This window comes from Corynebacterium occultum (assembly GCF_009734425.1).
GTDB lineage: Bacteria > Actinomycetota > Actinomycetes > Mycobacteriales > Mycobacteriaceae > Corynebacterium > Corynebacterium occultum.
Genome location: NZ_CP046455.1, coordinates 56,321 through 82,779 on the forward strand (window position 1 = coordinate 56,321; position 26,459 = coordinate 82,779).

Here is a 26,459-nt window from a genome sequence, read left to right on the forward strand (position 1 = left end):
CAGCATCACTCCCTGGGCAGGTTATTCAACGCCACGTTGAGAACCTCGCGACCGATCGGGGAAGCCACCGAACCACCGGTGGCGCTGCTGCCCTGACCGCCGCCATCCTTGACGACGACCGCGACCGCGACATCCGCATCCTCACTCGGCCCGAAAGCCACGTACCAGGTGTGCGGCGCGGCATCCTCACCATGCTCGGCGGTACCCGTCTTAGAGGCGATGTCCTGACCGTTATAACCGGAGGTGTTCCGCTCCGAGGCGAGCATCAGATTCTTCAGCGTGGTGGCCGTCTCCTCCTCAATCGCCCGGTTCATCTCCTCCGGATCAGTGCTGCGCAGTTCCTGCAGGTCCGAACCCGTCACCCGGGACAACAGATAGGGGGCCATCCGCACCCCATCATTGGCGACGACCGAGGCCATCACCGCGGCCTGCAACGCCGACATGGTCACATCACGCTGACCGATGGAGGTCTGCGCCAACGCCGCATCATCCGGCACCTCACCCAGCGCGCCGGGGGAGGTGGGAATACCCAGGTTGTACTGCTCACCCACACCGAAGGCAGCAGCGGTCTCCTGCATCTCATCCGCACCCACCGCCACCGACATTTCAGCGAAAGCGGTGTTGCAGGACAGTGCGAAAGCTGTCTCCAGGGTGACCTGGCCACCACCGGCACAGCTCTGCCCGGCATAGTTCGTCAACTGAGTGGTGGTACCCGGCAGAGTGATCGCCGAAGCCCCGGTCAGCGGAGAACCCGGACCATAACCATTCTCCAGCCCGGCCGCGGTGGTGATGATCTTGAAGATCGAACCCGGCGGCAGGGTGTCCTGGGTGGCATTGTTGATCAGCGGATTATCCGGATCATTATTCAACGCCGACCAGGTGTCCTGAGCGGTTTCCGGATTAACCAGCCCATTCGGGTCATAACCCGGGGTGGAGGCCAGGCCGAGGATCTCACCGGTGGAGGGCCGCATCGCAACCACCGCCCCCTGATAACCATTACGGGTCAGGGCGTCATAGGCCGCCTCCTGCACCGCCGGAATCAACGTGGTCTCCACATTGGCGCCCTTATTCTCCGCACCCGTCAAAGTATCCAACCAACGTGCAGTGGCCAGGGAAGAATCAGTGCCATTGAGAATGTCATTCTGGCTGGCCTCCAGACCCGCGGCCCCATAAATATCGGAGAGATAACCGACGATCGGACCCCACACCTCAGGGCGGCCCGCATCATAGGTGCGGTGGAAAATATCACCCTCATCCTGCCAGGAAGAAGCCAACACCTGACCACCCGCGGTGATCTGACCCCGCGGCTGAGTCTGCATCTCCAGGAACCCACGATGATTCAAAGCATTATCGGCATACTCATCCGTACGGAAAGCCTGCACCACAGTGATATTCACCAGCAGCACCAGGGTCAGGATCAGGGCGAAAATGGAAACAAAACGAATGGAACGATTCATCTAGCTCACCTGCCCGTTCTGTTGCCCGGGACCGGCATGCCGGGACTGTGGAGACACGTCGGGAACCTGCTGGAAGAAACCGGTCTCCGGCTCATCCGGACCATAGGACTGGGCCGCCAGTGCCGAATTGCCGGTGGGCACCTGGGGGACAGTCAATTCCTCGGCGGGAGTGCGGGCGGAATGGGAGATCCGCAGCAGCAGACCCACCAGAATGTAGTTCGCCATCAGGGAGGAACCACCCTGGGACATGAAGGGGGTGGTCAGGCCGGTCATCGGCATCAGGGCGGTGACGCCGGCGACGACCACGAACACCTGGATCGCCACCGTGAGGGAAAGCCCGGAGGCCAGCAGCTTGCCATAGGAATCCTTCACCGTCAGGGCCGCCCGGAAACCCCGGGACACCAGGACCGCGAAGAGGATCAGGACAGCCGCCAGACCGATCAGGCCCAGCTCCTCACCGACGGCGGCGAGAATGAAGTCCGAGTGTGCCACCGGCACCTGCTCGGGATAACCCTGGCCCAGACCAGTACCGGTGAGCCCGCCCCAGGACATGCCGAACAGGGCCTGGCTCAGCTGATAACCGGTGGTGTCATAGTTGGCGACGGGGTCCATGAAGTTGTTCACCCGCTCCTGGATCTTGCTGGAGATGGTGTAGATACCGACCGCACCGACGGCGACCAGCACCATGCCGATGAGCAGCCAGGAGGTGCGTCCGGTGGCCAGGTAGAGCATGCCGAGCACCGTGGTGAACAGTAGCAGCGCCGGGCCGAAGTCATTGGAGATCGCCATGATCAGGATGGCCACCGCCCAGACCGCGAGGATCGGGGCGAGGTCACGCAGGCGGGGGAACTCCATGCCGAAGATCCGGTAGCCGGCCACCGTGAACAGGGCCCGCTTATTCACCAGCAGCTGGGCGAAGAAAAGCAGCAGCAGGATCTTGGAGAACTCACCGGGCTGCACCGAGAAGGGGCCGATGGAGATCCAGATGCGGGCGTCCGCATTCATCTGGGTGGGCCAGACCAGGGGCAGTGCCAGGAGCACCAGACCCACCAGTCCCAGCAGGTAGCTATAACGGCCCAGTGTCCGGTGGTCCTTGACAATCACCAGCACCCCGATCAGCAGGATGATGGCCACCAGGGTCCACATCACCTGACGGGTGGCCATGGTGTTGCCCGTGGCCAGGTCCAGGCGGTAGACCATCACCAGGCCCAGGCCATTGAGCAGTGCCACCACCGGCAGAATCACCTGGTCGGCATGATGGGCCCGCAGGCACAATGCCAGGTGTGCGAGGGTGAACACCACGATGAAACCACCGATGAGCCAGAGGATCTCGGTGCTCAGGGCATTGCCCTGGGACAGTTCCAGGTTGATCAGGGCGGCAGCGACGATCACCGCGGCCAGGATCAGCAGCAGCATCTCGGTGCGCCGCAGGGCGATTTTCTTGAAAACACTCATCTCACACCCACCTCCCGGCAGTCGACTCCGGGGGTGTTTCGATCCCCACTATTTGCTTGGGCCGCAGGCGCGGCGCTTTCGCTGTTCTCAGCATCCTGGGGTGCCGGTTCCGCTTCAGCACCTTCCCGGGTGACACACACCGGCAGGGCAGAACCAGCCAGACGCTGCATCTGCTCCAACACCTCGTCATAGGTGCCGCTGGGAAGACCCGACACCGAATTCCGGGTTGATTCGGGGAGGTCATCCAGGTTGAAAGGCTCACAGTCACCCTGATCGCCAGGGGAGACCATCTTCAAGCCACCCTGCTCATTGATGCAGGCCAGCTGGTATTCCTCATTGAGTTCCCGGCCGAAGACCGAGTAGTTCACGCCCTTCCAGATCCCGATCCGGTCCTCGGCGGCGGTGGCCACGTAGTAGTTCTCCTGAACCTTCTTCACGGCCCACCAACCACCACCTGCCAGGGCGGCCAGCAGCACCAGCACGATGATCAGGGGGATCAGCTTACGGCTGGGGGAAGAGGATTCCCCTGGTGTGTGATCCTCCTCTTCATCGGCGGCCGCCGGAGGTTCCGGGGTGCCACCCAACGCCTGCGGCTGGGACTGGCCGCTGGGGGAGATGGTCTGGGGGCGGCGCGCGATGGCAGCTGCCCGGCCCGCCGCGGTATCCGGGCGAGGCTCATCCTCCTGTATTCCGTTGAGGGCACCGACGGTCATCGGCTGGGACTGCAGGGCCCGGGTGGTTTCCGCATTCGGATCCTCAACCACATCGGCGATGATCACCGTGACATTGTCCGGACCACCGGAACGCAGAGCCAGCTCCACCAGACGGGTCGCGGCCTCAGCCGGGGTGCCGGTGGAGAGAGTGGTTTCGATGGTGGAGTGGGTGACCGGATCCGAGAGACCATCAGAGCAGAGCAACAGGCGGTCCCCGACGCGCGGTTCCAGGGTCATCAGAGTCGGATCCACGGGGCGTCCGGTGTAGGCCTTGAGGATCAGGGAACGCTGGGGGTGGGTGGAAACATCCTCCGGGTCGAGCTTGCCCTCGGTTACCAGGGACTGCACGAAAGTGTCATCGACGGTGAGCTGCTCCAGGATGCCGTCCCGCAGCCGGTAACCACGGGAGTCACCCACATGGCAGAGCCCCAGGGTGGTGCCGTTGAACATCAACGCGGAGAGTGTGGTGCCCATGCCATCGGTCTCGGGGTGCTGGCGCACATGCTCGGCGATGGCGAGGTTGGCGTCATCCGCCATCCCGCCCAGGAGGGCGAGCATGTCATTGTCACCGGGGTCGGCATCAAGCACCTGCAGATGACTGATCATGATCTGCGAGGCGATCTCGCCCGCCGCATGCCCACCCATGCCATCAGCCAAGGCCAATAGGCGGGGGCCGGCATAAGCCGAGTCCTCATTATTGCCACGCACCAGGCCGCGATCCGAAGCGGCGGCAAAATCCAGTCGAAGGGTCACGGAACCAGCCTCACAGTTGTTCTACCTAGCTTGATGTCGCTGCCGACCTCAACACGTTCCGGCTGATCGATCCGGTTCCCGCCGACGAAGGTGCCGTTGCGGGAATCCAGGTCCTCCACGAACCAGTCATTGCCACGACGGAAGAGCCGGGCATGACGCCCGGAGGCATAATCATCACCCAGCACGAAGGTGCAGTCCGGGCTGCGGCCCATTACCACATCCTGCAGGGAGGTGATCTCCATGTGGGAGCCCTTCAACGGGCCATCCACGATGGACAGTGCCCGGGCCTGCTCACCCCGCTTTCGGGGCGGGGCGGGGGGAGGTGCAGCAGCGGAAGCGGCGACACCACCCTTACCCTTGGACCGGCGCGGAGAAACCCCGGCTGCGGCATTGACGTCCCGGCGCATGGTGCGCATGGCCATGAAAATGAAGAACCACAGCAGCACGAGCAGTGCGATCCGGAATGACAGCAGCACAATAGAATCCATGTGGCGTTCCTCCTTGGTTGGGGGCGGCGATGACCGGGGGATCAGAGCCCGGTGATGCGAACTTCGATATGAGAATGACCCATGGTGATCACATCGCCGTCCGCCAACAACCAGTTTTCCACCGGAGTGTCATTGACGGTGGTTCCATTGGTGGACTGCAGATCAACCAGAACCGCATCCCGGCCATCCCAGGTAACCTCGGCATGCTGGCGGGAAACCCCGGTGTCCGGCAGGCGGAAGTCAACATCATTGCTACGTCCGATGATGTTGGAACCCTCATGGACCAGGTAGGTCCGGCTGGAACCGTCCTGCAGCAGCAGACTCACCTTTGGGCCGGAACCCGCGGACACCTGCTGACCCCCACCCGGGGTCTGCGCCTCCATGTGTTCGGTGTTGGCGTTGCTTCGTGCTTCCTGATGACCGGAAAAGCTCATGTTCTCACTTTCTTCGGGGGATTGTCCCTCCCCGGCATGGACAGAAGGGTAGACGCTACCCGGTGCAACCGGGAAAACCGAACCTCCGCCAACCGGGGGAACTGATGCAGAAGGGGGAGCATTCTGACTCTCCGGACCCGCCCAAGCGGGCCCCTCCTGTGCTGCTGGGGAGTCATCGGCGGCAGGCTGGCGATCCAACTCGGTTTCATCGAAACCGCTTTGCGACGCCGGCTGCGGCGAGGAGGTTGAGGACACCTTCAGCTGGCCGGTACGCATACCGGCATCCAGACTGATGGTGACCACCACCGGACCGACCAGCGCCCAACCGTGGTTACGGCAGTAGCGGTACATTTGGTCGGCGAAAGACATCGGCAACTCCGGGTTCTGACCCGAAAGATTCAGGAAGTCCTTCTCACTCACACTCACGCTGTAGACATTGGGGGCCTCGATGAGTTCATCTTCCCGCTGGAAGATATTGTCCTCGGCCTCCTGCTTCAGAAGTTCCTCAATCTCCGGCGGCACGACACGACCACCGAAGACCAGGGCGAAGCTATTGTCGAGGCCGCGCTGCAGGGCACTATCAAGCTTGGCAAAACGCCCCAACATGGACATTCGCGACCTCCTCCTTTAACGGGAACAATCCAACCGGCACCGGTTGGGGCTTCCTGAGCCCCAGATACCGGTACCGGCCTGATCACAAACACCTCGGTTGAGGGGCTCATGATCTCTAACGGATAATGGAATCTTTCTATTGCGGTTTTGTTGCCGCACGCCCAACATGATGCCCTCCAATTCCTTTGAGGGGAAAAGGAAGGACTCATCGCCGGATATACGTTCTTCATCAGTATAGGGGGCAAGTGGCGCGAATTCGTAGAGTCAGCGAATGCCAAGATGGCCACAAAAGAGCGGCAGTTATCGCTGTTTTCCCGGGTCTACCTGCCGATTTGTATAAGTCTCGGTGGGGCATGCTATCTTTAATCCAGTCGAGCGGCGAATAGTCGCGAAGATTCACCACCTGCCCGGGTGGCGGAATGGCAGACGCGCTGGCTTCAGGTGCCAGTGTCCGCAAGGGCGTGGGGGTTCAAGTCCCCCCCCGGGCACAGCGAGCAGTTCTCGAACTGCAACAGCCGGAGATCACAAACTCGAAAGAGGGTGTGACCTCCGGTTTCTTTTGTTTTTGGTGTCGGTTGTTTGTGAAGTGCGCAGTGGGGGAGTTGCAGGCGCAAGTTCTGGTTTCAGGTTGTTTCCAGTCACTTTGCAGGGGTTTAGATTATCTCGCTTTTTAGAGATCGCGCGGATAGAGGTCATGGTCGTCGGGCAGGTCGGGTATCCCAGCGGTGGGTCGTCCACGCTTCCCGGACCAGCCGACGGATGATGATAATCGCGTTCGCCAGGGCGATAAACGCCTCCACGACCCGGGCACGACGCTCGGTGCAGATCAGGAGTTTCTTGAACCCCCGGTTGTGCCAGGAGTTCGTCCGCTCGACGACCCATCGGGCACCGGCCTGTAAGGGCTCGCCTTTCTTACTGATGACCCAGTCGCAGCCGAGTTCGGTGAGCAGGGTCCGGGTCTTGTTCGAGTCGTAGCCGGCGTCCAGATGCACCGTGATCTCCTCGGGCAGGTAAAACTCGAACCGGCCGAGCTTTTCCAACGTCGGACGCAACAACGGGGAGTCATGGCGGTTCGCCCCGATGAGCACACACCCCAGCGGGATACCGTTGCCGTCGACCAACAACGAGCGTTTGGTGCCCTGTTTGCCCCGGTCAACCGGGGATCTGCCGGCGACTTCCCCACCGCAGGGGGCCTTGACGATGCATCCGTCCACGCTCACGTTCTCCAGGTCGAGTCCGACGATCCGGTCGTAGAACTCCAGGCACAGCTGCTCCAGTTGGGTGAAGATCCCGGCGGCGATCCACTCATCCCGACGGGTACGCAGCGTGGTGGCCGAACAGGGGGAATCGGCGATCTTGGCGTACGAGGCGCCGAGGACGAGGACCTGGATGAGCTTGTCGAAGACGATCCGGTCCGCGATCCTCGGCCGGTGGCATCCCCACGGATGAGATATTTCCCGGGTGGGGATCAGCGCGGCGAACTGGTCGAAGAGGGGGTTCATGATGAATGATGGAAGGGCAGGCACGAGTGCTCCTGAAGTGCTTACGTTTTCTTGGTCGAATCCGTATGTACCAGGCCTCGTGCCTGCCCCTGTTCACGACACCCCGCCACACCCTCTATCCGCGCAATCTCTTATGCCTCTTGTGGCGGCAAGACTGATGGCTATCTCTTTTGCGGGAGTTTACGGCCAGCCCTGCCTGATGGTTCTGTTATCGCGAGAGATCCTATAAAGACCCGGACCACCTCATGCGGCGCGGGCATGGCGCCCCATTGCCTTTCTTTCACCCCTGGACTTCCGAACACGTTCCGAATATGATGGGTTCATGCCCATCACAGCTGATCGCCCCAACCGCACACGGCGCTCCTCGGATCTGAGCAAGCACTCGGCCGAGGTCTTCGCCGAGGCCGAGAACCATCCCGTCACGGTGACACGCCGCGACGGCGAAGCACTGGTGTTGATGTCGCAGCGCGAGGCCGACGGCCGTGCGCGTCTCCTTGAATTCGCCGCGCAGCTGATCACCGTCGCTATCGAGGACCACGGGACGCTCGCCGAGCGCATGGCGAAGGCTTTCCCCTGGATGCTCGCGCTGTCCCCGGCAGACCGTGAATCCTGTGCACAAGACCTCGTTGACGCCGCACGCGCCTCGTTCTCCACCGAACAACCTCACCTGGCGCTGGCCGAGCTGACCTCCTGGAAGGAGACGGCCACGGCCCTCGCTGCCGGACTGGGCAGCACCGACCTCGAGTGGCTCGATGACAACGAGACCGTAGAGCGCCCCTAGTCGTGGCAGCCGCCAAGAAGGACGAGCTGGTCCCCCGTCCCCCGAAAAGGACCGAGTATGAAATCCGCTTCGCCACCACCAACGCCCGCAAGGGGTGGCGGGACCTCGTCGCGACGATCCGCAACCCCATGGCAGAGACGTGGGACTTCCTGACGAGAACACCCCTGTCCACGACGCCGACGAACTATCGACTGAAGGGCGAGCTCGCCACGATCCAACGGAGCAGGGAAACCTATGACCGCTGGCAGCACAAGCCGACCATGAAGGGCACCGCACGCATCTGGTTCTACGTAGATGGACACACCGTGTTTCTCGAGCAGGTGCACACGAGCCACCCCAACGAGACGAAATAGCATGAGCTGTCACTGGGCTCTTCTTCGTCCGACTTCCCGTATCGCACGGTAGCCCGCGACATTAATGTTTACGACCTACTGTGCAGATCGGGCTTGCGCCGGACCGCGAGCCGCCCCTTCCTCATGTTGGCGCGGAACAGGACCTAGTCCTCGGAGAAGGCGTGGTCCTGCTTCCCTATTCAAGCAAAGGTCTTCGGAAGACCGATAACAAGGTGCTTGCAAGTTGGGCACCTCTCGAGGTCCTATATATAGGACATAAATAAGTATGAGAAGACGTAAATACCCACGTTCCCGTATCCAAAGGTGGAAAAGGAAACATGGGCACTCATGTGTTAATCGTCGGCGCTCGGGGCCTCCTACGCGGCAGGTGCGGTCACCGGTGATTGCACATACGTCCCCGCAAGGCGCGGGATATCAAGACCGGTGCGGTCGGTGGCCATGACGAACCGGTCGGGGCGCAACACCACCACAGAAACCCGGTGTTTCCTGGCCCAGGGCATCAGCACGTTCGTGAAATCTATGAGGTCGTCATCGGTGTGCGGTGCGTGGGTGGTCGAGCGTACCGTCCGGAACGTGGCACCCAGGGTCTCCCAGGAGGTAATTTGGGCGTCGGTCAACTTCTCCCGGGGATCGGTATCAAAGCCCAGAATGGCGAATCCGTCGCCGAGAAAATCATCCAGCAGGCTCTGATGGGCATTGCGGGTGGCCACCGTGGGCTGGGGGATCATCCGCCCGACCGCCGTGCCACGACCAACATGGCCGTTGATAAAGCCCTTTTTAACGGTGGGCGCCGGCTTGAACCTGAATTCTTTGATGACGGGGCCGATCCCGGGAAGTTTCTGCAGCACCGGCAGTGCCCGATTCCGGATGGCCACCTTCGTTGGGTTGGGTTCCTCGATGAAAAATCCCAGCATTTCGGCCAGTTTGGTCATCTCGCGTACATGCGGCTCCCGCTCGGCCTGGTAGAGGTCGAGTAGTCCGTCCGGGGCGCGTCCCTCCAGCACCAGGCGCAGCTTCCAGGAGATATTGTGGGCGTCCCGGACCCCGGACTGCATGCCCTGGCCGGCCCAGGGAGGCATCATGTGGGCGGCGTCGCCGACGAGAAATACCCGGTCCTTCCGCCACCGGTCGGCCATGAGCACATGATGGGTATAGAAGGCGTGCTGCAGGATCTCCACCTGCTCGTCGGTGACTCCGAAGGGTGCCAGCAACTCCCACAGGGCTTCGCGGCTCTCGAAGTCCTCGCGTTTTTCATGGGACCGCAGGGGGAGTTCCCACCGGTGATGGCCCAGTGCCAGGGGCATGTCCACCACGGGTCGATCGGGGTCGGACCAGAAGGTGAGCAGGTCACGTTCAGGCCACCAGCTTTTGACCTTGGCGTCGACGATCACCCACTCGGTGGGCTTGGATTTTCCGCGCAGTTCCATCTTCAGGAGCGAACGCACCCGGCTGCTGCCACCGTCGCAGGCGAGGACGTATTTGGCGCGTACCTCTCGGGTGGTGTTGGTGGTGTGGTCCCGGATGGTGAGACCCACACCGTCTGAGTCCTGGGTGATGTCGACGAACTCGTGATTGAAGTGGACGTCGACACTGTCCGTGTACCGCCCGACTCCTTCGCGCAGGGTCTTTTCCACCCTGGGCTGGAAAATCTGGGAGTTGGCGGGATGGCCATAGGTGGTGTCGGGGGAAGAGACGCGCAGGAACTCATGTCCGTCATAAGTCTTCCAGCGCAGGATGCTGCGGGGGTCCATGTCGGCCATGAGCTTGTGATCCAACCCGGCCTGTTGGAACAGGCGCATGGTGTAATCGTCCATGGTCACAGCCCGTGCCCGGGAATAGATATCCACGGCGCGTTCAAAGACGCCGGTGGAGATGCCGTATTGGCCGAGGAAGTTGGCTGCGGTGACGCCACTGGGTCCATAACCGACGATCACCACGTCGTAGTCATAATCCTGAGTGTCGGGGAGTTGACTGCTCATAATGGTTCTTTCTCTCGAAAGGCTCGCCCCGGGGGGCGACGGGAGTGAGGATAGGAAGGGGCCGGGGGAGAGCCAGTCCCCGACCGTGTGCCGTGCTCACACGGCGCACCGGAGATCAGACCGGTTGGACAACCCGGGGACGCAGAGGGGCGGAGTTGGTGGTGGGGGCCATGGAGTTGTCCGGGCCCATCTCCAGCGGGTCACCGAACCAGGTCAACCCGTCCCTGACGGTGGCAGGGGTCCACTCAATCGCCTCCCAGTCGGGGTCGAAGACCAGGTAACCGCCGGCGTAGAGCTCCACGCGGTGTCCGGAACCGGGGTCACGGACGTAGAGATAGAGGGCCTGGCCGATACCGTGCTTGCCGGGACCGATGTCGAATTGGACGTCATGGTCCTTGAGCACATCGGCGGCGGTGAGCAGGTCGGAGAAGTTCTCCAGGTTGAAGGCCACGTGGTGCAGCTGCGCTGATTTCTCAAAGGGGTTGGCCACCAGGGCAATGTCATGAACCTGGGGGGTCACCGACATCCACGAGGCTACGACAAGATTGTTCTCGGGGATGCGGATGAACTCGCGGCGCTTAAAGCCCAGGTTCTCGCGCAGCCAGCCTTCTGCCTGGTTCATGTCACCGGGGGCGCACTGGAGGTTCAGGTGGTCGATGCGGCGCACCCCCAGTCCGCGGCGCTTGGAGCTGTTCGACGGCAGCTTGGAACGGATCTCCTCGGGCGCCTCGGGCTTGTCGAGGTGGTAGAACAGCTCGAGGGGATGGCCGGCACCGGGCCACAGGAAACGGATGGCCTCGCCGCGGCCGCGTTCCTGGCCTGCGGGAAGCTCAATGACATCGATGTCCTGGGCTTGGAGTTGGTGGTAGAACAGCTCCACATCTTCGGGACGCTGCACCCGCAGGCTGTAGGAATCGACGATGGCTTCCTCACTGCGGCGAAGGACCAGGGAATGATGTCCCAGTTCCATGTAGCCGCGAAGGTAGGCCACCTCCTCGGTCTGGAAGACCACTTCCATGCCGAGCAGATCACGGAAGAACCCGAGGGACTTCTCCAGATCGGGGGTGCTGAGGCTGATGCCTCCGACCTGGGCGATACGGGGGCCGGGATTGTAGGTGGTCATGCTGTCCTCCTGAGGAAAGTGCCGGTCAGTTCATTGAAGGAATCGAGTTGCTCGTACTGCGCCCAATGTCCGCAGCGGGGATAGATGTGTAGTTCGGAGTCCGTGATGGCCTCGAGCCAGAGCAGGGACCAGGCCGGCGGGAGGAAGCGGTCCTCCCGACCCCAGATGAGCAGGGTCCGGGCCGTGATGTTGCCCAGGAGATCCGCGAGGTCACCCATCACCGGGATGCCCTCGATCTCGGGATTGTTCTTCTGCGCGGCCTCATAACGCTCGTCGATGAGCTCATCGGTGACCAGGGCGGGGTCATGGACCATGGCCGTGACGAATTCCTCCATCAGGGGACGATCCACCCCGCCGGTCATGGCTTTACCGATGAGCTTGATGCCGTAGGGCATCTCCCGGTGCTCGGTGACATTCTTGGGGGTTAATCCACCGGGTGCCATGAGCACCAGATTGCGCACCAGCTCAGGCGCGGTGGCGGCGATCCAGGCGGCGACACCCCCGCCGTAGCTGTTGCCGATGAGATCGACCTGCTCCAGGCCGAGTGTCCTGATGGCCTGCAGGATCTTCTCCCCGCTGTAGGCGATCAGCGGTTCCTCAATGTGCGGGCGGCTGGACTCACCGAAGCGGGGGTGGTCGAAGACGAGATTCTCGAAATCCTGGAACGCGGACAGGTTTGCCTTGAAATTCGACATCCCACTGGCGCCCGGACCACTGCCGTGCAACCAGATCAGGGGAAAGCCTTCTCCCGAGCGGGTCAGGTGAAGGTTCAGGTCTCCGACCTGCACCTGTTCTGAGCGTAAATCGACTTGCAGCATCACCGATCTCCTTTCTGTAGTGATTACTACAGACTGTAGGACTTTGAGATCTTTGACGCAAGTGTTTTTAAAAAGTGATCTACGCCATCCTTATGTGGCCTGGTCGGTACAGGGTGGAATCAGCCTTGGCCCGGGATTTCGAGGGGAGGGGGCAGGGGTGGATTAGGGTGGGGCCATGGTCGCAAAAGATCTCCCCATGCATCAGAAGCGTCGAGAATTGGCTGAGCCAACGCGGAAAGCCATTCTCGACGCCGCCGCTCGGCTTATGGCTGAGCGGGGATTTGAGGGCACTACAGTTGCCGCGCTGGAGAAGGAATCAGGTTTCCCGGCCAGTTCCATCTACTGGCATTTCTCCAGCAAGGAGGGTGTGTTGGCTGCGGTGATGGAGCGGGGGGCGGTGCAGTTCCTCGGGGGGGTCGAGCAACGTGCCTGGCAGGCGGAGACCGCGGCCGAGCAGGTAAAGCGGATGTTTATCCAGTCAGGCATGGAGCTGATCACCGATCCGGAGCAGGCCCAGTTCCTGCAGCTGCAGTTGAGGTTCCGTCTGAACCGGCAGCGACATGAAGGCAAGGCCTTCTATGAGGTCTGTGATGAGGTCTATCGACGTGGTGTGGAGGTCATGCATCGCCAGATCAGGGCGGCGTATGAGCGACACGGAGCACAGATGGCGGAGAATATCGCCGACAAAACCGGTGCCCTGGCCGTCGCAATGATCGACGGGATCTACCTGTCTAGACGTAATAGTCCAGTGGAAGAGACTGAGATGCTGCTCGAGGGGGCTGCGACTTCACTGGCACTGTTGGCCGACAGCTTTCTCCCGGATCGGGAGCCCTGAAGCGGCCGGGCCGCGTTCGGGTCGTCCGTGGTGCGGGTCATGGACCGCATCCATCTTTAAGGGATTTTCGACCGGCTCAGGGCGGCCGTCATCCTTAAGGGATAGCTGGTGCCGTTTTGGCCAGTCCTTCTCGGCTCGGGTGTCCCACTTCCTGGGAAGTGGGACACCCTTAGCCCGAATTTTTCACGTGAATTCGTTTCGTGATGAGTACGTGGGGGTAGCAGCAGCAAAGATCGACGAGATCCCGGCGGGTGCTGGTGCCGGGGTGACCAGGTTCGAAGGTCCTTTAAGTAGTGGTGGCTGTGGACTGCGCGTTGAAAAGGCGGGGCAACAAGTGCCGGGATCAGGCCGTGGATCTCAGCCGGGACAAGCCGTGCTCCAACAGCTCACGGTGAGCGGCACCGCCATCGAAGCGGATGTATAAGCGTCTGGCGTGCCGGACCACGACACCGGCGATCGATAGCATTCGGGCGCGTAGGGTTTTGGGTTCCCAGACCCACCACCGTTGCCGGGATGTGGTTGATGGTGGCGGTGTGGCGGCGGTGATCAGTCCGGCCCAGCTGATCAGATTCATCGCCAGCATCGCGGAGTAGGCCCACGCCTGGTTCATCCGGAAGGCGGTGTGTGGGAGTTTTCCCAGGCCACAGTTCTTGAAGTCGCGGATGCGTTGCTCGCACCGGCCACGTGCCCGGTGGAGAACATCGACGGTTTGGGCGTGTCCTGGCCGGTTGGTGACAAACATCTGCGATGCGTCGGCCATCCAGATCTGTGGTGCGCAGCTGCGCACCGGATGCGGCGTGTTCGACGCGGATGATAAACCGCATATCCGGTGGATAGTCGTTCAAAGCGATGCCGACGGGTTCCCCGGCCCAGCAGTGCATGCGACTGGTGATGTCCGCGACGCAAGGCGTCATCGATGTCACTGACGGTGCCGTCCGGGCGGATAATGCCCTGTTTGACCTTATCGCCCAGCGTTGAAGCGATGTCGGCGATCTGCCAAAACGTACCGATCCCGACCGAGTAGGCCAGGCCTTGTTGGTCGAGATGGTTGATGAATTTCTTCGATCCGCCGGCCGCATCGGTGCGCACCAGCAGGCGCCGGCCCCAGTCGTGACCGTCGGTGTGGTCCGGGATCGCGGACAAAGTCTGATTCAGCACCATGATGTGGTCATCGGCGGTGTTGGAGCCGGCGTTGCCGGGGCGCAGGAGCACTGCGGTCGGCTCCCCGGTCAGTCCTGCTCCGTGATCGATGATCGCAGTTAAGGGGTGGAAGCCGAAGTGTTTCTTCCAGGTCGGCATCGCGTGCTCTTTGTCCGAGTGAGATGCGACTTCGGTGGCGTCGATGTCGATGACCAGGGGATTTTTCAGGCTGGCTCGGGTGGCGGGACTGTGTTTCCCACACATGCCCCAGGCTGTGGTGCGGGCGGTTTTCATCCCGGCCAGCACCGCTGCGGTGCTGGCATCATCGATGAGTTCAGCACTGTGTTCGTCCTCGTCGCCGGAATCGTGGAGTTCGTGGTGGCGGCGGTGGATCGTGGAGTCCGAGGGGATCTTATCGATCAGCCCGGTGGCAACCAGTGGGTTCAGCAGGTTGATGTCGGTGGCATCATCACCACCGATTGCCAGGGCCAGGGCGAGTGAGGTCATGGTGTGGCCGGTGGTGTGGACCAGGTTCGGCTTCTGCCGGTCACCGAGTGCGGTGTCGATTGCATCGGCGACACCGACCCGGTCGGCGGCCTGGGCCAATAGCATGAGTCCGGCGTTGGAACATAGCTGGGAAGTGGTGGGGGTATCGATATGAAAGCTGGTGAGTTGTCACCTAAGAAGGTGATCCTTTCGACCTGGTTTTGGAAGCTTCAAGAACTACCATTTTACCTGGTCAGGATCACTTTCGTTGTCTTTCTTGTCCCTCTTTTCTTCATTCCCGTGAAAACACCGGGCTAGGTTACTCGGGCTTTTCGGCGACCAGTCTCTATGGCCAGCTCATCTTTGAGGAATTCACACCAGGGCAGGCGCAGTATGCCATCGATAATGTGAATGCAGATTGGTTTGCAGAAGCAGTTGAATCAGCAGAGAGCTATACGGAATACTCGGCGTTTTCCGCTTCCGGTCTTTATGACCAACTCATCTTTGAAGGATTCACTCCTGAACAAGCACAACATGGCGTAAATAGCGTTCAATAATTATATTCGCCCAGCCCGCTAACTATATACGCCGGTTGAAAACAAAGTCTCGAACTGAAGAGGGCGTTAAGAACCGCACGTCCACCTGCCGAGCATTGATAGGAGATGGAAAGATGCACTCGATTCACGGAAAGGATTAGGGGAGCAATGTTCGCCTGTGGTCACCCCAATCCAGCCGCCGTAATCATCAACCGAGTCTCCGAATGGCCCAAGAATGCCAGCGCGCAGTGGCCGGCGGGAGATGAAATCTTGACCGTTTTCGGCCCTCCATCCCACTTTCTAAAAACATTTTTGAAGCTTGCACTATCGCTCAGGCGCAATCCATGGCATACTAGATCCTAGTCGCGGTTTCTGTGCGCAGTGTCTAGGCGCTCGCAAGAGATGTACACGCGAGCGCCTGGTTTTCCTCAGCCCTGCAGTAATGCGGAAGTTGATGGTTGACAAGGAGTTCCAACGACTCGGGCGTCAGCGAATCATGCTGGCGAACGTAGCATCACCATCATCAGGAAAAAGGTAACACATTATGGCACAGGGAACTGTTAAGTGGTTCAACGGCGAAAAGGGCTTTGGTTTCATTGCTCCTTCCGACGGATCCGCTGATCTCTTCGTCCACTACTCCGAGATCCAGGGTGGCGGCTTCCGCACCCTCGAGGAGAACCAGCCGGTTGAGTTCGAGGTCGGTGAAGGTGCCAAGGGCCCGCAGGCCCAGCAGGTTCACCCGCTCTAAGCCAATCGCTGGCTAAAGAATAACCGTCTCACCTTCGGGTGTGGCGGTTTTTTCTTGTCTTCGGGTCAAGGGGTGCTTAACCCCTTGACCCCCTTTCTGTCCCTCATTACAACAGCATCCCCGCAGGTAGATGCGCCTAACCAGGTTCTTTTAGAGTTACATCGATGGATCATCCAAGATTAAGCACCGCTGCAGCCGTTGACGGTGACGCTGAAATTTCCGGCGGCGGTGTGGGAGCGGACGGGGCCGATCTCCACGGGTACACCCGGGGATTGGGTGACCACCACCTCCACATCGGTCAGGCCGGGACTGACTTCCCACTGCTGAACGCCGAGAATGGCCCCGTTGATGCCGTACTCCACACCGGTGCCACGTTCCCCGGTGTCGCGGTTGTGCCAACGAATCTCTGCCCGGGTGCGCACGAAGGGCACGGTGCTGGATACCTGGAAAGTGGCCTGCAGATACTCTTCCCAGGCCTGATCTCGGGTGCTCACCTGCAGGATGGGGATGGTGGGAACATCATTAACGTAGGAGCAGCCGGAGCTGACGTTGACGTTCAGGGTGCGGGCTGGACCGGTCCAGGGGCTCCCTATGGTGATGCGACCTTCATCGTAGGGGACGGTGGCAGAGACCGGGGGTGTGAACATCGCCAGTGCAGCGAGGGCAGCGGTACCGATGGTCAGAGCGGTACGGCGGGGAGTGGAAGCCATGGTCTTCATGGTGATTATCATCACATTTCTTGTGGCTGGTGTCCATCATCTGGAACCAATCGCTCATCCCCGAATCTGATCGGTTTCTGATCATGCCGGCACCATCACGGTTCGCATCCAGAATCTGCGGGGGTGGCAGGAGGTGACTGTTCCCCGCGACCGTTCCCCTTCAACCGGAACCTGGACCGCTGCGGAGCTGATTTCTCAGCTGCTATCCACAGTCGAAGTGATCCGACCCAAGCAGCTCTTCAAGTGGTGCATCCCCCTTGGCGCCTGGCGTGGGGTAGATGCGCCCCGGAGGTCGCGGCTGCCGCAGCCAGAAAATGGTCATCCTGCCCTGGTGATTTCCCGCCGGTAGGCTGGCCCATCAGACACCTGGCTGGGGCGGCGTTCCTCTCAGCACTCCGCCATAGGAGAAGGCGGGTCGGCCCGGATAGGCCCGGGGCCCCGCTCTAATTCAACACCGAGAAAATCAGGGGAGTAGCTGATGCCCAAACATCATGACATATCCTGGCGGCTGCGCTTGGCTGCGCTGGTCTACCGCGGTGATGGAGTACATCGAGGGTTGGTACAACCGGCGCCGCCCGCATAGCAATAACCAGGGGCTCTCACCGGCTAGTGCTTTGACCGCATATCAGCAGCAGTATGGATTAGCAGCAGCGTAAGAAGAAAAATCAATCAAGCTGTCTCAAAAACTTGACGAGCGCACTTCGGCCGCAGCGCAAGAAGAAGCTATGACGCAAGATACCGCGCTTAACGATGAAGAGCAGGAAAAGATCTCTCAAGAGCTGTCTGAAGGATTCGAGACACTCTTCACGGAGGTTATTTACGAGCAATCCCCAGGCAAATGGGCTGTCGATTATGAAGCAGCTGAACGTGAGAATGTTTCTGCAGAAGAAGCAGAATCTCTGGTGGAGTTTATGGAAGCCCCACTGCCAGATGAAACTCAGCCGTCTGTCTCAGCCCAAAGCTTAGGAACATATGCGGAATGCGTTGTTTGGAACTTTGCTCCAGTGCCGATGTCTCCGCAAGATGCAGCTGCCATTGGCAATCTATTGAAAGCTAAGCAGTGGAGGGCAGCAGCAGAAAAGATCACACAGGTAGCGGCACTCAACGGTGCAACGGCAGCCCTCGATTACGGTATTAGCGCCATCGGAGGCCCTGTCGTATGGGTTGCAAAGCTTGCACTTTATGCGGGATCCTGTGCCCTTAGTGAGCAGTTGTAACTAGAAAGGCATGTGCGATGGGCTTTGGCGGGGCTTTGTACAGAACTGAGAAAGACGGTAGGCCTTGGGTTCCCCCGTGGTGGTTTTCCTTGGTGGTACTGCCACTAATGGTTGTCGCAAGTTTCTATATAAGCCAGGTAACTGGCTGGCGCGGGGTCGCCTCTTCAAGCGTAGAGGGTGTTCCGTGGAGCGAAGTTATAGCTCTCCCAAATCAAAAGCTGTGTCTACGAAGCTAGGCCAGCAAGAGAAAAGCCAGTTCATCAAAGTTCAGCCCCACAAATCTACGAAGCTTTTGTTTTGGGAGGGCTATAACTCTGAGGGAATTTTTCTTTACGTAGTTCAGTATCTTGGGTTTTATTATGTTCTGGTTTTGCCTATTTTCCTGGTTCGCAGATACTTGTGGGCGAAACGTGAGAATCAAGAGGATTTAGAGGAAACCGATAGGGGAACTGGCTGAGCTTGATTTAGCTTGTTAACTGTTTTCTTAGCAGTAAATAATTGCCCATGTTCGTCCGGCACTGATGGAAGACTGAAACCTACCGCTTCAAGGAGAGCCTCTTCGCCTACCCGGCGCTGCTGATGCTGGTCGGGGTCGGGCTTGCCGTGGTCACCACCGCGATTGATGATGCCCTCGGCCATGATGCGGAGCTCCCCTTCACCTTGGCGATGAGCAGCAATGCCGCCACCTGGTTATTGTCCACCGTTGCCGGGGCGATGATCACCACCGTCGGTGTGGTTTTCTCCCTCACGGTGGTCAGTCTGCAGTTGGCCAGTGACCAGTTTTCACCCCGGGTGATGCGTTCCTTCATCCGGGACCGCCTGAGCCAGCGGGTGATCGGCCTGCTGGTGGCCACCTTCTTTTATTGTGTTCTGGTGTTGCCGAATGTCAGTGGGGAAACCACTGACCCGGCACCGCGGGTGTCTTTGACGGCGGCGGTGGTGCTGACCCTGATCACCGTGATCGGGATTCTCTCCCACCTGGATCATCTGGCGCATGGCCTTCAGGTGGGCAATGTGGCGCGCGGTATCTCGGCGGAGGGCGCCAGGGTGGCGGCCAAGCTCGGTACCGTGCCCCCAGGTCTGAGCGCCGTGGACCCCGCAGATTTTCATGAGGTTCCCGATGATGCTTTGCGCATTGTCTCACCCTTCAATGGCTGGGTCACCCAGGTGGATGCCCGACACCTGTTCAAGTCCATTCCCTCGGGCACCAGGGTGCGGATGGAAACCCGCGTCGGTGCTTATATCCACTCCGGTGAACCCTTGCTGCGGGTGTGGCCGGTTCCGAAGCAGAAGCCGAAGAAGCTGGCAGAAGCCGTCGAGATCTCGGCTATGCGGGCCATGCTCCAGGACACGGATTTTGCCATCCGTCAGCTGGTGGACATCGGTTTGAGGGCGTTGAGCAGCAATGATCCCACCACCGCGATTGAGGTCATTCTCCGCCTGGGTAGTCTGCTGCGCACCGTCCTCACCACGCCACTTGCCCCGGAGGCGCTGCAGGATGGTGAGGATAGAGTGCTGATCCAACCCTAGAATCTCTCCCATGAGGAGTACATTCTCCACGCCTTTGACCAGCTGCGTCAGGCCACCCGGGATCAGACTGAGGTGATCGGCACCTTACTCCGGGTGCTGCGGATGTTGATCACCCATGTTGAGGAGGATAAGCCGGAGCTGGTGCCCACCCTGGACCGCCAGCGGTGTCTGCTGCTGGAGTCTTTGGCACATACACCCGGCATCCACCCCGAGGATCTGCGGCGCCTCCGGTCACTGGCCTCGGATGATTCCGACCCGGCCGACCACAGCCGCTGAAATCCGCGTTTATCCCTGCCCCGCCCCGATCATTGCAGGACCTGGGCGCGCCGTGCTGCCCGCACTTCGTCGACAAGCGAGACAATGTGTCGCAGCCCGGTGAGCAGGGAGCCATAGATCGGCCAGAGTTTGCTGGGCAGATCCTCATCCCGGGACATTTCATGGGCGAGGTCGTCGATACGGTCCCGCAGGGCCCCGGAATCGGTTTCCCCTTCCGGGTCCGAGATCGCCTCACCTGCGTCCTGGGCAATGGCGGACCACTGCTTGCGGAAGCGGGTGTCCCAGGAGCCCTCCGCGTAGGTTGCTGCATGCAGGATATGGGTGATGGCCCGGAGGTGTGAGACACCCTCCTTGGTTTTTTCCAGGAGTTGCTCCCAGCTGGGTGCGTCCACGGGATCAGCGATGGGGGAACCTCGTCTCCGTCGGATGCGCCGGCGGGGGTTGATGCGCCGGCTTTCCCGGGCGAAACGGACGGACGACCAGGCGGAGTTGAGTTCGGCGTCCACAGCCTCGATCTCCTTGATCCATTCCTCGGCGCATTCGGTGTCCCAGGAGGAGGAGATCTCGGCGCCCATATTCGCCAGGACCGCACCCATGCGGTGGGTGACACTGTCGATGTAGTTGGAGGCCTGGCGGTCCCGCAACGGTGGCAGGACCAGCAGGTTCACCAGCACGCCGATGGCGATTCCCACCATGATCTCCAGCATGCGTTCACTGAAGTCCCGGGACTGTTCCGTGAAACCATCGCTGAGCAGGAAGATCGCGGTGGTGGCCACTGTGATGCCCTCTTCTCGGATCCACCTGATGCGGGCGATGAGCAGGCCGATCAACAAGGCCAGGGCGTAGGTCCCGATGTTCACTCCCAGGTACTCGCCGACCAGGAAGGTGACCACGATGCCAAGGACTGAGGCGATGGTGGATTGCACGCCCCGGGAGAGAGTGCGGTAGGCCGTGGCCTGAATGGTCAGCAGGGCGGTCCAGGGAGCGAGGAAGGGGAAGGAGGTGTCCAGGAAGGTGATGGAGACCCACCATGCCAGGGTGGCGGCGAAGACGATCTTCAGGCCCTGGATCAGGGAGGTCTGGAACTCGGGTCTGCGCATCCGCTCATCTACGGCTGCCCGCAGCCGCTGACCGGGGACAGGTTTTTCTGCATTCTCTCTGGATGACACAGATCGGCTCCTCAGGGGGGTGGGCGTGAAGAATCAGAGCCAGGCGGTCCGGCAAGGTTCGCTTCCGCTGAAGTCTAATGAGGGGGAATGTGCTTTTTCTGAGCCTCAGCTGGCGCAATCCTGTGCCCACCGGGTCTTTGGGGCCTGTTGAAAATGACTCTCTGAGCGCTGCCCAAGAATATGAAAGGAGTCACACCGTAACCGGTGCAAATGGATAAAGTGGGGCGCATGTACGCACCGAATATAAGTTCACCTATGGGAATTCGCAGTACCGTCGGGGACACCCCCCTGGTGCGGCTGGACCGTCTCACCTCACGTGAAGACATCACGGTATGGGCGAAATTAGAGGAGTTCAATCCAGGCAGCAGCACCAAGGATCGGACCGCGGCTGCGCTGGTGGATCAGGGAATCAGTTCCGGCCTGCTCACCGAGGGGGTGAGCATCGTGGAGTCCAGCTCCGGAAACCTGGGCATCGCCCTGTCCCGGGAATGCCTCCTGCACGGCTGGCCCTTCCACTGCGTGGTGGATCCCCGCGCCAATGCCCGCACCGTGGCCATCATGAAGGCCTTCGGGGCGGTCGTCCACATGGTGGAGGAACCGGACCCACTGACCGGGGACTGGCTTGCTGCCCGCCGCAACAAGGTGCAGGAGCTGCTCAAGGAGATTCCCTGCGCGGTGACCCTGGACCAGTACTCCAACCGGGCCGCCTTTGAGGCACATTCGGAGGGGACTATGCGGGAGATCCTGGATACTCTCGGGCATGCCCCGGACCTGCTTTTTGTGGCGATGAGCACCACCGGGACGATCGGTGGCTGCATCAAACGTCTGAAGGAGGAGAAGGCTGCTACCCGGGCATTGGGGGTGGATGCGGAGGGTTCGGTGCTTTTCGGCGGTAGCCGGGGCACCCGGAACCTGCCGGGTTTCGGGGCGGGGGTGTCCCCGGATCTGGAACGTGATGTGGCACCGGATGAGATCATCCGCGTGGCTGATGTTGATTCGGTGGTGGGTGCCCGTGCCCTGGTGCACCGGGAGGGGATTTTGGCAGGTGCCTCAGCTGGGGCGGTGACGGCCGCGTTGTTGCAGCGGATCCATGAGCTGCCCTCCGGCACGGAGGTGGTGTTGATCCTCCATGATTCGGGTGCCGCCTACGTGGAGACCATCTATGACGATGAGTGGGTGCACAGCACCCTGAACATCGACGCGGCGGAACTGGCGCGGCGGGAAGCGGCGCTGCGATGAGGGTTGCGGTCATCGGTGGTGGACCCCGTGCGCTCTGGGCGGTGGAGGAACTCCTGCATCAGGCGCACACCCATCAGGTCCCGGTGGAGATCGATGTCTGGGAGCCGGGGGAGTTGGGTGCCGGTTCGGCCTATTCCCCCAGGCAGCCTGAGCATTGGCGGTTGAATGTCACCTCGGCGATCATCCGCACCCGCCGCCGTTCCTTCGACCAGTGGCGCCTGGAGGAGGGGGAGGAGCAACCGCTGGAGCCTTTCCCGGCGCGTCGCCTGGTGGGTTGTTTCTTCGCTGAGGAGTGGCGGGAGCTGCTGTGTCATCTCCCCGAGGGGTGCACGCTGAGGCAGGTTCCGCGCCGGGTGAGTTCCCTGGAACCGGTGGGGGAGCGGTGGCAGGTGGAGGGCCGGGAGTATGAGGAGGTGCTGCTGGTTACCGGTCATGCCCCGGAGTGGCCGGGTGCCTTGCCGCGGGGTGAAGGGGTGCTGGGGGTGTATCCGGCCGCCCAGTTGGCGCGGATCCCGGCCGGTGCCAGGGTGGCTGTTCGGGGTGCTGCGTTGACCTTCATTGATGCGGTCCTGGAGCTGACGGTGGGCCGTGGCGGCCGGATGAGGGGCTCCGGGTATCAGCCCAGTGGGCGTGAACCTGCGGTGATTTTCCCGGTCACCAGGAAGGGTCGTTTCATGACGGTGAAGCCGGAACCCGGTGGGCCCCTGACCCAGCTGGATCTGGCTGAGGCTGTGGCTGCGGGGCAGGCCGGGGTCCGGCTGAGCCGTGACCTGGCGGAGCTGTGTGAAGTGCTGGCTGAGACCTCGGCGCAGATGCTGGCGGTGGCCCGGGAGGGGTGTCGAGAAGCGGGTGTTGAGGAGGAGATCCGGGGGGTGTTGGCGGGTCGGGACGGCAGTGGTGATCCGGTCCGGGACCTGCGCCGTTCCCGGGATGTGGCGTGCGGTCTCCTGGAACCGGGTGCGGAGTGGGCGGTGGGGGAGGCCTGGCGTCGTCTCTACCCTGCGATCGTGGCGCGGACCTCCTTCGGTGGTCGGGTGGACATGCCTGGTTTCGCGGAGCTGGCGGTGCGTCTGGAGCGGGTGGGTTTTGGTCCTCCGGTGGTCAACGCCACCCAGCTGCTCACGCTCATTGATGCCGGGCTGATCGATATCAGCCGGATGGCCGGTGGGGAGATGGATGCGGATGTCCTGGTGGATGCGGTGCTCTCCCCGCCCGGGGTGGTTCCCGGCACCCTGGCTGCCGGGCTGGTGGAACGTGGTCTGGCGGAGCAGGGTCCGGGCCGGGGGATCACTGTGGCACGGGATGGCACGGTGGTGGGGCAGCGCCATCTGGCGGTGGCGGGTAGAGATAGTGAAGATGTGGTTCTGGGTCCGGACACCTTGTCCCGGACCCTTCATGATGTGATTCCGAGGTGGGCAATGCGCGTTATTGAGGACAATGGCAAAAAGGTACTGCGAGCTCAGGGCATGGCGGCGACGGTTCCCCTGACCGGCAGGCTGGAACCCTGGGCGGTGGAACTGCTGGAGGATCCCCAGCGCTGCCAGGATCTGGTGGCGGAGTTCGCCTCCCCGGTCAATGTGCTGCGCCCTGAACCGATGCTGCGCAATATTGAGGAGCTGGTGCGCGCGGGTGAGGATGCCGGTGTGGAGACCCGGGTCTTCTTCGCCCGGAAGGCCAATAAGGCACTGGCTTTCGTGGACACCGTTCGGGATGCCGGGCATAGCGTGGACGTGGCCGGGGAGCGGGAGCTGCGCCAGGTGCTGGGGCGGGGGGTTCCGGGGGAGCGCATCATTCTCAGTGCCGCGGTGAAACCTGATGAGCTGCTGCAGCTGGCGGTGGCTGAGGGTGTCACCATCTCGGTGGATTCGGTGCCGGAACTGCGGCGCATCGAGAAGATCGCGGGGGCGCAGGGTCAGATCGCCCACCTGGCACCCCGTCTGGCGCCGGACCCTGCGCAGCTTCCCCCCACCCGTTTCGGGGAGAGGCTGGCGGTCTGGCAGGGGGTCATGGGTGAGCTTTCTGCAGCTGTGGAGATCAACGGGGTGCACATCCACCTCCACGGTTATGCCGCCCGGGATCGGCAGACCGCACTGGTGGAGGCCTTCGCGCTTATCGACGCCGCCCGCGACGCCGGGCAGCAGCCTGAGTTCATTGACCTGGGTGGTGGGGTGCCCATGAGCTACCTCGATGATGCGGCGCAGTGGGAGAACTTCCAGCAGGCCCGTGAGGCCATGAACCGCGGGGAGATTGAACCCTTCACCTGGAAGGCTGACCCGTTGCAGAGCACCTACCCCTTCCACCAGTCACCTACCCGTGGGGAGTGGTTGCGGGAGCTGCTGGAAGGGGAGGGCACCCCGGGTGGGGGAAGCATCGCGGCGGAGTTCATCAGCCGTGGTCTGCGCCTCCACCTGGAGCCGGGGCGTTCGGTGCTGGACGGGTGCGGGGTCATTCTGGCACGGGTCGCTTTTCTCAAGCACCGCAGCGACGGGGTTCCCCTGGTGGGCCTGGAGATGAACCGCACCCAGTGCCGCACCACCTCCGATGACATCCTGGTGGATCCGGTGCTGGTGCGCTCCCCGGGGCCCGCAACGGAAGAAGCGGGATGGGGTCCGGAGTCCGAGGGTTTCCTGGTGGGTGCCTACTGCATCGAGGATGAGGTGATCGTGCGCCGCCGGATGCGCTTCCCGGAGGGCATCGCCCCCGGGGACATTGTGGGGATCCCGAACACCGCCGGTTATTTCATGCACATCCTGGAAAGTGCCTCCCATCAGATCCCGCTGGCCCGCAATGTGGTGCTGGCCGGTGGGGATGCTGCGCTGGATGACATCGATCAGGTCTGACGCATGAGTCAGCAAGGGAGGTGGAGGAGATTGTGCGTGGTGAAATGACCGTATCGACGCTGGTCAGGGTATTTTTGGAATGGTTTTCAAAAAGATCAGATCTATCCTTTCCGCATAAATGTATGATGGCGATCACTCACTGAATGAGCGAGTCAAGGGCATGACAGTCCCCCTCGACCAATGCTCCCAAGCTGGCCCCTGACGCGGGCCGGCTGGCATCAGTCCACCTGCGATCCTGATGTCCCGGGTTCAGGACCTGGCGCTGCACGGCGCCTGAAACGGACCGCCCCCTGATGTGTGATGGCGGACCCCCCTTTCGGAGACCACAACACCAACACAGGAAGACCGGACATGTTCATTCACAAGCAAACCCTCCAATACCCGTCCAAGCCGGAGAAGCCTGACGCCGTGTACGCCCGCAAGCTGCAGGAGGTCATCGGCGGCCAGTACGGTGAGATCACCGTGGCCATGCAGTACAGCTTCCAGGCCTGGAACGCCCACATCCCCGGCAAATACCGGGACCTGCTCTTCAGCACCGCCGCCGAGGAGTTCGGACACATCGAGATGCTGGCCACCATGGTTGCCCAGCTGCTGGAGAAAGCCCCCCTCGGCATCACCGAACAGGCCCTCCAGGATGACCCCGCGGTGGCCGCCATCATCGGTGGCACCGACCTTCAGCAGGCCATTGTCTCCGGTGCGGGTGCTCGCCCCGTGGACAGCATGGGCAACCCCTGGACCGGTGCCTACATCACCGCCAGCGGCAACCTGCTCGCCGACATGACCTCCAATGTCAACGCCGAAATGCAGGGCCGCGTGCAGGTGGCACGGCTGTACCACATGACCGATGACCGCGGCGTGAAGGATCTGCTCGGATTCCTCCTGGCACGCGACACCATGCACCAGAACCAGTGGCTGGCCGCCGCCCGGGAACTCCAGGCCGAGGGCAACGAGAAGTTGCCGGTGCCCAGTAACTTCCCCCAGGGCAAGGAGCACGGGGAGTTCGCCTACCAGGCCATCAACTTCTCCGATGGTGCCCACATGGCCGGCGGCTCCTGGGCCTCCGGGCCCGCCCCGGACGGACTCGGCAAGTTCACCTATGTGGAAACGCCCCCGGAAGGTGTGCCCATGGCACCGCCCACCCGCCCCGACGCCCGCTTCTACGGCACCACCGACATCCCCAACGTGGTGGAGAAGATCGCCGGCAAAGTTCAGGACAAACTGAACAAGGAGTGAGCCCGCCCCCTGGCACCACCCGC

Annotated in this window: 22 protein-coding genes, 1 tRNA gene and 3 pseudogenes; 13 read left to right on the plus strand and 13 right to left on the minus strand. The window is 61.6% G+C overall.

Translation table 11 applies throughout. The annotated features are described in order from the left end of the window. Positions 1-5: 5 nt before the first annotated feature. Genes COCCU_RS00245 through COCCU_RS00265 form a run of 5 tightly spaced genes read right to left on the minus strand, consistent with a single transcriptional unit; the run spans position 6 to position 5,912 of the window. On the minus strand, positions 6-1,457 hold the full coding sequence (locus COCCU_RS00245; RefSeq protein WP_156229633.1) for a penicillin-binding transpeptidase domain-containing protein: 1,452 nt from the start codon (positions 1,455-1,457) through the stop codon (positions 6-8). Beyond that, positions 1,458-2,912 (minus strand): FtsW/RodA/SpoVE family cell cycle protein, encoded by a 1,455-nt coding sequence (locus COCCU_RS00250; protein ID WP_156229634.1) that lies wholly within the window; start codon positions 2,910-2,912, stop codon positions 1,458-1,460. Further along, the gene (locus COCCU_RS00255; RefSeq protein ID WP_156229635.1) at positions 2,909-4,378 is read right to left on the minus strand and encodes a protein phosphatase 2C domain-containing protein; all 1,470 of its coding nucleotides are present in this window, start codon (positions 4,376-4,378) and stop codon (positions 2,909-2,911) included. Before COCCU_RS00255 ends, COCCU_RS00250 begins: the two co-directional genes overlap by 4 nt. Next, the gene (locus COCCU_RS00260; protein WP_156229636.1) at positions 4,375-4,866 is read right to left on the minus strand and encodes an FHA domain-containing protein FhaB/FipA; all 492 of its coding nucleotides are present in this window, start codon (positions 4,864-4,866) and stop codon (positions 4,375-4,377) included. The genes COCCU_RS00255 and COCCU_RS00260 overlap by 4 nt, the downstream gene beginning before the upstream one ends. A gap of 41 nt (positions 4,867-4,907) precedes the next feature. Beyond that, positions 4,908-5,912: a DUF3662 and FHA domain-containing protein gene (locus COCCU_RS00265; protein ID WP_156229637.1), complete on the minus strand. Its 1,005-nt coding sequence runs from the start codon at positions 5,910-5,912 to the stop codon at positions 4,908-4,910. Positions 5,913-6,317: 405 nt separating this feature from the next. On the opposite strand from COCCU_RS00265, the gene COCCU_RS00270 reads away from it, so the two are divergent. After that, a tRNA-Leu gene (locus COCCU_RS00270) sits at positions 6,318-6,400 on the plus strand. 204 nt (positions 6,401-6,604) lie between these two features. On the opposite strand, the gene COCCU_RS00275 is transcribed toward COCCU_RS00270, so the two are convergent. After that, positions 6,605-7,438 carry an IS5 family transposase gene (locus COCCU_RS00275; RefSeq protein ID WP_156229638.1) on the minus strand — a complete coding sequence of 278 codons (834 nt, stop codon included), beginning with the start codon at positions 7,436-7,438 and terminating at the stop codon, positions 6,605-6,607. A gap of 298 nt (positions 7,439-7,736) precedes the next feature. On the opposite strand from COCCU_RS00275, the gene COCCU_RS00280 reads away from it, so the two are divergent. After that, positions 7,737-8,195, plus strand: a complete 459-nt coding sequence (locus COCCU_RS00280) for a prevent-host-death protein (RefSeq protein ID WP_156229639.1) — start codon at positions 7,737-7,739, stop codon at positions 8,193-8,195. 2 nt (positions 8,196-8,197) lie between these two features. Next, entirely contained in the window at positions 8,198-8,548 is a 351-nt protein-coding gene (locus COCCU_RS00285; protein ID WP_156229640.1) for a hypothetical protein, read from the plus strand. Between the two features lie 356 nt (positions 8,549-8,904). On the opposite strand, the gene mhpA is transcribed toward COCCU_RS00285, so the two are convergent. The 3 genes from mhpA to COCCU_RS00300 form a co-directional block, all read right to left on the minus strand. Continuing rightward, entirely contained in the window at positions 8,905-10,527 is a 1,623-nt protein-coding gene (gene mhpA, locus COCCU_RS00290) for a bifunctional 3-(3-hydroxy-phenyl)propionate/3-hydroxycinnamic acid hydroxylase MhpA (RefSeq protein ID WP_156229641.1), read from the minus strand. 115 nt (positions 10,528-10,642) lie between these two features. Next, the gene (locus COCCU_RS00295) at positions 10,643-11,650 is read right to left on the minus strand and encodes a VOC family protein (RefSeq protein ID WP_156229642.1); all 1,008 of its coding nucleotides are present in this window, start codon (positions 11,648-11,650) and stop codon (positions 10,643-10,645) included. Then, positions 11,647-12,468 (minus strand): alpha/beta fold hydrolase, encoded by an 822-nt coding sequence (locus tag COCCU_RS00300; protein WP_156229643.1) that lies wholly within the window; start codon positions 12,466-12,468, stop codon positions 11,647-11,649. The genes COCCU_RS00295 and COCCU_RS00300 overlap by 4 nt, the downstream gene beginning before the upstream one ends. A 175-nt stretch (positions 12,469-12,643) precedes the next feature. Between COCCU_RS00300 and COCCU_RS00305 the strand changes: the two genes are divergently transcribed. Further along, complete coding sequence (locus tag COCCU_RS00305) at positions 12,644-13,303, plus strand: TetR/AcrR family transcriptional regulator (protein ID WP_231598801.1); 660 nt, start codon at positions 12,644-12,646, stop codon at positions 13,301-13,303. A gap of 343 nt (positions 13,304-13,646) precedes the next feature. Here the strand turns inward: COCCU_RS00305 and COCCU_RS14510 are convergent, their stop codons facing one another. Next, entirely contained in the window at positions 13,647-14,063 is a 417-nt protein-coding gene (locus COCCU_RS14510; RefSeq protein ID WP_156229644.1) for a transposase, read from the minus strand. 254 nt (positions 14,064-14,317) lie between these two features. Next, positions 14,318-15,055, minus strand: a pseudogene (locus tag COCCU_RS14590) (transposase); the annotation flags it as partial. 95 nt (positions 15,056-15,150) lie between these two features. Between COCCU_RS14590 and COCCU_RS00320 the strand changes: the two are divergent. Beyond that, positions 15,151-15,486, plus strand: coding sequence for an Ltp family lipoprotein (locus tag COCCU_RS00320; protein WP_197088389.1), 336 nt, complete (start codon positions 15,151-15,153; stop codon positions 15,484-15,486). Between the two features lie 523 nt (positions 15,487-16,009). Continuing rightward, entirely contained in the window at positions 16,010-16,213 is a 204-nt protein-coding gene (locus tag COCCU_RS00325; protein ID WP_156229647.1) for a cold-shock protein, read from the plus strand. Between the two features lie 179 nt (positions 16,214-16,392). On the opposite strand, the gene COCCU_RS00330 is transcribed toward COCCU_RS00325, so the two are convergent. Continuing rightward, the gene (locus COCCU_RS00330) at positions 16,393-16,923 is read right to left on the minus strand and encodes a hypothetical protein (protein ID WP_156229648.1); all 531 of its coding nucleotides are present in this window, start codon (positions 16,921-16,923) and stop codon (positions 16,393-16,395) included. 539 nt (positions 16,924-17,462) lie between these two features. Here COCCU_RS00330 and COCCU_RS14595 point away from each other — a divergent pair. The 4 genes and pseudogenes from COCCU_RS14595 to COCCU_RS14875 all read left to right on the plus strand — a co-directional run. Beyond that, positions 17,463-17,588, plus strand: a pseudogene (locus tag COCCU_RS14595) (IS3 family transposase); the annotation flags it as partial. A 69-nt stretch (positions 17,589-17,657) separates the two neighbouring features. Continuing rightward, positions 17,658-18,149, plus strand: a complete 492-nt coding sequence (locus COCCU_RS00335; RefSeq protein ID WP_156229649.1) for a hypothetical protein — start codon at positions 17,658-17,660, stop codon at positions 18,147-18,149. A gap of 561 nt (positions 18,150-18,710) precedes the next feature. Next, a pseudogene (locus tag COCCU_RS00340) lies at positions 18,711-19,679 on the plus strand (DUF2254 domain-containing protein); the annotation flags it as partial. A gap of 72 nt (positions 19,680-19,751) precedes the next feature. Next, entirely contained in the window at positions 19,752-19,955 is a 204-nt protein-coding gene (locus tag COCCU_RS14875) for a hypothetical protein (protein ID WP_331457797.1), read from the plus strand. A gap of 29 nt (positions 19,956-19,984) precedes the next feature. Here the strand turns inward: COCCU_RS14875 and COCCU_RS00345 are convergent, their stop codons facing one another. Next, a complete protein-coding gene (locus COCCU_RS00345) occupies positions 19,985-21,124 on the minus strand; it encodes an FUSC family protein (protein ID WP_231598803.1) in 1,140 nt (379 codons plus the stop codon). Between the two features lie 255 nt (positions 21,125-21,379). Between COCCU_RS00345 and COCCU_RS00350 the strand changes: the two genes are divergently transcribed. From COCCU_RS00350 to COCCU_RS00360, 3 genes are all read left to right on the plus strand, one after another. Then, complete coding sequence (locus tag COCCU_RS00350) at positions 21,380-22,363, plus strand: pyridoxal-phosphate dependent enzyme (RefSeq protein WP_156232441.1); 984 nt, start codon at positions 21,380-21,382, stop codon at positions 22,361-22,363. Next, positions 22,360-25,203, plus strand: coding sequence for an FAD/NAD(P)-binding protein (locus COCCU_RS00355; protein ID WP_156229650.1), 2,844 nt, complete (start codon positions 22,360-22,362; stop codon positions 25,201-25,203). Before COCCU_RS00350 ends, COCCU_RS00355 begins: the two co-directional genes overlap by 4 nt. Positions 25,204-25,554: 351 nt before the next feature. Continuing rightward, entirely contained in the window at positions 25,555-26,436 is an 882-nt protein-coding gene (locus tag COCCU_RS00360; RefSeq protein WP_156229651.1) for a manganese catalase family protein, read from the plus strand. Positions 26,437-26,459 lie beyond the last annotated feature (23 nt).